The sequence below is a fragment of the Streptomyces sp. BR123 genome (assembly GCF_013401435.1).
Lineage (GTDB): Bacteria > Actinomycetota > Actinomycetes > Streptomycetales > Streptomycetaceae > Streptomyces.
In genome coordinates this window covers 1-5948 of sequence record NZ_JACBGN010000391.1, presented here as the reverse complement: position 1 = coordinate 5948, position 5948 = coordinate 1, and the positions used below count along the sequence as shown (strand labels likewise).

The 5948-nt window shown below is 72.3% G+C and carries 3 protein-coding genes; 1 reads left to right on the top strand and 2 read right to left on the bottom strand.

From position 1 onward, the window contains the following. Positions 1–151 precede the first annotated feature (151 nt). Both HYE82_RS33455 and HYE82_RS33450 read right to left on the bottom strand, forming a co-directional pair. Complete coding sequence (locus HYE82_RS33455) at positions 152–625, bottom strand: PaaI family thioesterase (protein ID WP_179177978.1); 474 nt, start codon at positions 623–625, stop codon at positions 152–154. 54 nt (positions 626–679) lie between these two features. Beyond that, positions 680–2974, bottom strand: coding sequence for an FdhF/YdeP family oxidoreductase (locus HYE82_RS33450; RefSeq protein ID WP_179177977.1), 2295 nt, complete (start codon positions 2972–2974; stop codon positions 680–682). A gap of 135 nt (positions 2975–3109) precedes the next feature. On the opposite strand from HYE82_RS33450, the gene polA reads away from it, so the two are divergent. After that, the gene (gene polA, locus HYE82_RS33445; RefSeq protein ID WP_179177976.1) at positions 3110–5830 is read left to right on the top strand and encodes a DNA polymerase I; all 2721 of its coding nucleotides are present in this window, start codon (positions 3110–3112) and stop codon (positions 5828–5830) included. Positions 5831–5948 lie beyond the last annotated feature (118 nt).

Sequence of the window (5948 nt, the reverse complement as noted above, 5' to 3'; positions counted from 1 at the left end):
GTGTGGGTGCGGTGTGGGCGGCGCGGCGGGGCGGAGACCGTGCAGGCCCGGTTCCCGCCCCCGGAAGGGGTGGGAACCGGGCCTGCACGGCGCTGGGGCCGGAGCCGGGGTGCGGACCGGTGCGGACCGGGGCCGACCGGTGTGGGCCGGGTCAGCCCCGGGCGGCCGGTGCGGCGGCGTCGCGGAGCAGGCAGGTCAGGCGGGCGCTGCACACCCGCCGGTCCTGCTCGTCGCTGATCACGATGTCGTAAGTGGCGGTGGTCCGGCCGCGGTGCACGGGGGTGGCGACGCCGGTGACGAGGCCGGAGCGGATTCCGCGGTGGTGGGTGCAGTTCAGGTCGACACCGACGGCGATCTTGTCGATGCCGCCGTGGAGCATCGCGCCGACCGAGCCGAGGGTCTCGGCGAGGACGGCGGAGGCGCCGCCGTGCAGGAGCCCGTAGGGCTGGGTGTTGCCCTCGACCGGCATGGTGCCGACGACGCGGTCGGGGGCGGCCTCCAGGATGCGGATGTCCATCCGCTCGCCGAGGTGGCCCGCCGAGAACAGCGCGGGCAGGTCGATGCCCAGGGCTGCGTACTCGTCCAGGACCTCCTGCGGGAACTTCACAGCGTGCTGCTCGCCCATGGGCCGGCTCCGTTCGTCAACGCTCGTTAACCATCTTGTCCTGACGTCGTTCTATCAGGCCGGTTCGAAGCGCACGACGACGGATTTGCTGGCGGGGGTGTTGCTGGTGTCGGCGGTGGAGTCGAGCGGGACGAGCACGTTCGTCTCGGGGTAGTAGGCCGCCGCGCAGCCGCGGGCGGTGGGGTAGTGGACGACGCGGAAGCCGGGCGCGCGCCGCTCCACGCCGTCCTTCCACTCGCTGACCAGGTCCGTGTAGGAGCCGTCGGCGAGTCCGAGCTCGGCCGCGTCCTCGGGGTTGACCATGACGACGCGGCGGCCGCCGGTGATGCCGCGGTAGCGGTCGTCGAGGCCGTAGATGGTGGTGTTGTACTGGTCGTGGCTGCGCAGGGTCTGCAGCAGCAGCCGGCCCTCGGGGACCTTCGGGTACTCCACGGGCGCGGCGGTGAAGTTGGCCTTGCCGGTCGCCGTGGGGAAGCGGCGCTCGTCGCGGGGGGCGTGGGGGAGGCGGAAGCCCTCGGGGCGGGCGGCGCGGGCGTTGAAGTCCTCGAAGCCGGGGACGACGCGGGCGATCCGGTCGCGGATGGCGGCGTAGTCCCGCTCGAACTCTTCCCAGGGGGTGGCGGAGGCGTCGCCGAGGACGGCGCGGGCCATGCGGGCGACGATCGCCGGCTCGGAGAGCAGGTGCGGGGAGGCGGGGGTGAGGTTGCCTCGGGAGGCGTGGACCATGCCCATGGAGTCCTCGACGGTGACGAACTGCCGGCCGGAGGCCTGGACGTCCTTGTCGGTGCGGCCGAGGGTGGGCAGGATCAGGGCGCGCCGGCCGGTGACCGCGTGGGAGCGGTTGAGTTTGGTGGAGACGTGGACGGTGAGGTCGGCGCGGCGGATCGCGGCCTCGGTGACCTCGGTGTCGGGGGTGGCGCCGACGAAGTTGCCGCCCATGGCGAAGAGCACCCTGGCCTTGCCGTCGCGCAGGGCCTCGATGGAGCGGACCACGTCGTAGCCGTGGTGCCGGGGCGAGGTGATCCCGAACTCCCTGTCGAGGGCGTCGAGGAAGGCGGGGGCGGGGCGTTCGAAGATCCCCATGGTGCGGTCGCCCTGGACGTTGGAGTGGCCGCGGACGGGGCAGACGCCGGCCCCGGGGCGGCCGATGTTGCCGCGCAGCAGGAGCAGGTTGACGACCTCGCGGATGGTGGCGACGGCGTGCTTGTGCTGGGTCAGGCCCATGGCCCAGCAGACGATGGTGCGCTGCGAGGCCAGGATCATGGCGAGGGCGCGTTCGATCTCGGGCCGGGTGAGGCCGGTGGCGGTGAGGGTCTCGTCCCAGTCCGCCGCGGCCGCGGCGGTGCGGAGGTCCTCGTAGCCGTGGGTGTGCTCGCGGACGAAGTCCATGTCGACGGCGCCGGATCCCGCGGCGGAGCCGCTTTCGGACGCTTCGATCACGAGCTTGTTGAGGAGGCGGAAGAGGGCCTGGTCGCCGCCGATGCGGATCTGGAGGAAGAGGTCGGTCAGGGCGGTGCCCTTGAGCATGCCGATCGGGGTCTGGGGGTTCTTGAAGCGCTCCGTGCCGGCTTCGGGGAGCGGGTTCACCGAGATGATCTTCGCGCCGGAGGTCTTGGCCTTCTCCAGGGCGGAGAGCATGCGGGGGTGGTTGGTGCCCGGGTTCTGTCCCGCGACGATGATCAGGTCGGCCTGGTGGAGGTCCTCCAGGGAGACGCTGCCCTTGCCGATCCCGATGGTCTCGGTGAGCGCGGAGCCCGAGGACTCGTGGCACATGTTGGAGCAGTCGGGCAGGTTGTTCGTGCCGAACTCGCGGGCGAAGAGCTGGAAGAGGAACGCGGCCTCGTTGCTGGTGCGGCCCGAGGTGTAGAAGAGGGCCTCGTCGGGGGAGCCGAGGGCGTTCAGCTCCTCGGCGATGATCTCGAAGGCACGCTCCCAGGTGACGGGCTCGTACCGGTCGGCGCCCTCGGGCAGATACATGGGGTGCGTGATGCGGCCCTGCTGGCCCAGCCAGTAGCCGGAGCGGTCGGCGAGTTCGGCGAGCGGGTGGGCGGCGAAGAAGGCCGGGGTGACCCGGCGCAGCGTGGCCTCCTCGGCGACGGCCTTGGCGCCGTTCTCGCAGAACTCGGCGGTGTGCCGGCTGTCGCCCTCGGGCCAGGCGCAGCCGGGGCAGTCGAAGCCGTTCTTCTGGTTGACCTTGAGGAGGGTGCGGGCGGTGCGGGCCAGGCCCATCTGGGCCTGTGCGATCCGCAGCGTGTGCTTGATCGCGGGCAGGCCGGCGGCGGCGTGCTGCGGGGGCGCGACCTGCGGCGCGTCCTGTACGGGATCACCTGCGGGCGGCTTCGTGGCCATGTCGCTCCCCTTTGAGCACGTCGGGCAGTGCGCCGGCCGGGCCGCGCGCTTCGCATTCGGGTCCGAATCCTGTCACGACGGGGGCGGTGATCGCCGCCGCAGGAGTTGTCGGCGGGGACGCCTAGGATCGTGGGCGTGGCAGAGAACGCATCGAAGAAGACCGACCAGACGACCGCAGCGGACCGTCCCCGCCTGATGCTCATGGACGGGCACTCCCTGGCGTACCGGGCGTTCTTCGCGCTGCCCGCGGAGAACTTCACGACGGTGACCGGCCAGCCGACGAACGCGATCTACGGGTTCGCGTCGATGCTGGCGAACACGCTGCGCGACGAGGCGCCCACGCATTTCGCGGTGGCGTTCGACGTCTCGCGCAAGACGTGGCGCTCGACGGAGTTTCCCGAGTACAAGGCGAACCGCTCCTCCACCCCGGACGAGTTCAAGGGGCAGGTGGAGCTGATCGGCGAGCTGCTGGACGCGATGAACGTGCCGCGGTTCGCGGTCGAGGGCTTCGAGGCCGACGACGTCATCGCGACGCTGGCGACGCAGGCGGAGGCGCTCGGCTACGAGGTGCTGATCGTCACCGGCGACCGGGACTCCTTCCAGCTGGTCTCCGAGCACACGACGGTGCTGTACCCGACGAAGGGCGTCTCCGAGCTGACCCGGTTCACGCCGGAGAAGGTCGTGGAGAAGTACGGGCTGACCCCGCGGCAGTACCCGGACTTCGCGGCGCTGCGCGGCGACCCGTCGGACAACCTGCCGGGCATCCCGGGCGTCGGTGAGAAGACCGCCGCCAAGTGGATCAACCAGTTCGGGTCGTTCGCGGAGCTGGTGGAGCGCGCCGAGGAGGTCAAGGGCAAGGTCGGGCAGAACTTCCGCGACCACCTGGAGGCCGTGAAGCTCAACCGCGTCCTGACGGAGATGGTCCGCGACGTGCACCTGGAGAAGACCCCCGCCGACCTGCAGCGCGCCCCGTACGACCGGTCTGCGGTGACCGGCGTGCTGGACGTGCTGGAGATCCGCAATCCCTCGCTGCGCGAGCGGCTGCTGGCGGTGGACCCGGGCGTCGGCGAGGAGGCGGCCCCGGCTCCGGCCGCCGGTGTGGAGCTGGACGGGTCCGTGCTGGGCGCGGGCGAGCTCGCGCCGTGGCTCGCGGCGCACGGCGGCGGCCCCCTCGGCGTGTGCACCGTGGACAGCTGGGCGCTGGGCCAGGGCAGCGTCGCCGAGGTCGCGCTGGCCGCGGCCGGCGGGGCGGCCGCCTGGTTCGAGCCGTCCGCGCTGGACGAGGCCGACGAGCAGGCCTTCGCGGCCTGGGCCGCCGACCCGGACCGGCCCAAGGTCGTGCACAACGCCAAGGGCCTGATGCGGGTCTTCCCGGAGCACGGCTGGCGCCTGGACGGCGTCACCATGGACACCGCTCTCGCCGCGTACCTGGTCAAGCCGGGACGGCGGTCCTTCGCGCTGGACGTGCTGTCGGTGGAGTACCTGGGCCGCGAGCTGCAGCCCGCCGCCGCCGACGGCCAGCTGGCCTTCGGCGCCGACGAGACCGCCGAGGCCGAGGCGCTGATGGCGCAGGCCCGCGCCGTCCTGGACCTCGGGGACGCCTTCACCGGCAAGCTCGTGGAGGTGGGCGCCGCCGACCTGCTCCACGACATGGAGCTGCCCACGTCCGAGCTGCTGGCCCGGATGGAGCGGGCCGGCATCGCCGCCGACCGGGACCACCTGGAGGCCATGGAGCAGCAGTTCGCCGGGGCCGTGCAGCAGGCCGTCAAGGAGGCGCACGCGTCGGTGGGCCACGAGTTCAACCTCGGCTCGCCCAAGCAGCTGCAGGAGGTCTTCTTCGGCGAGCTGGACCTGCCGAAGACGAAGAAGACCAAGACCGGCTACACCACGGACGCGGACGCCCTGGCCTGGCTGGCCGCCCAGACCGACCACGACCTCCCCGTGATCATGCTGCGGCACCGGGAGCAGGCCAAGCTGCGGGTGACCGTGGAGGGCCTGGTCAAGACGGTCGCCGCCGACGGCCGGGTGCACACCAGCTTCAGCCAGACGACCGCCGCGACCGGACGCCTGTCCTCCACCGACCCCAACCTGCAGAACGTGCCGGTGCGCACGGACGAGGGCCGCGCCATCCGCCGCGGGTTCGTCGTCGGCGAGGGCTACGAGTCCCTCATGACCGCCGACTACAGCCAGATCGAGCTGCGCGTCATGGCCCACCTGTCCGAGGACGAGGGCCTGATCCAGGCCTTCCTGTCGGGTGAGGACCTGCACACCACCGTTGCCTCGCAGGTGTTCGGCGTGGAGCGGTCCGCGGTCGACGCCGAGATGCGGCGCAAGATCAAGGCGATGTCGTACGGGCTCGCGTACGGGCTCTCCGCCTTCGGTCTCGCCCAGCAGCTCGGGATCGAGCCGGCCGAGGCGCGCGGGCTGATGGAGACCTTCTTCGAGCGGTTCGGCGGGGTCCGGGACTACCTGCAGCGCGTCGTCGAGGAGGCCCGCGCCACCGGGTACACGGCGACGATCTTCGGGCGCCGCCGCTACCTGCCGGACCTCGGCAGCGACAACCGCCAGCGCCGCGAGGCCGCGGAGCGGATGGCGCTGAACGCCCCGATCCAGGGCACCGCCGCCGACATCGTCAAGGTCGCCATGCTGCGCGTGGACCGGGCGATCGCCGAGGCCGGCCTGACGTCGCGGATGCTGCTCCAGGTCCACGACGAAATCGTGCTGGAGATCGCCCCGGGCGAGCGCGAACGGGTCGAGGAGCTGGTGCGCCGGGAGATGGCCGCCGCCGTCGAGCTGCGGGCCCCGCTGGACGTGTCCGTCGGCGTCGGCTCCGACTGGGAGTCCGCCGCGCACTGACCCGGCATCCGTGTGCCGCGCGGTGCCGTGGATCGGGGCGTTCAGCGCCATCCGCTCCGCGGCCTCGCGGCGCTGGCGGTTGTCGCTGCCGAGGTCCGGCAGGTAGCGGCGGCGCCCG

What these genes read in the sequence shown, in the direction of transcription:
- HYE82_RS33455 (WP_179177978.1), bottom strand. Translation starts at nt 625, where the DNA reads ATGGGCGAGCAGCACGCTGTGAAGTTCCCGCAGGAGGTCCTGGACGAG.
- HYE82_RS33450 (WP_179177977.1), bottom strand. Translation starts at nt 2,974, where the DNA reads ATGGCCACGAAGCCGCCCGCAGGTGATCCCGTACAGGACGCGCCGCAG.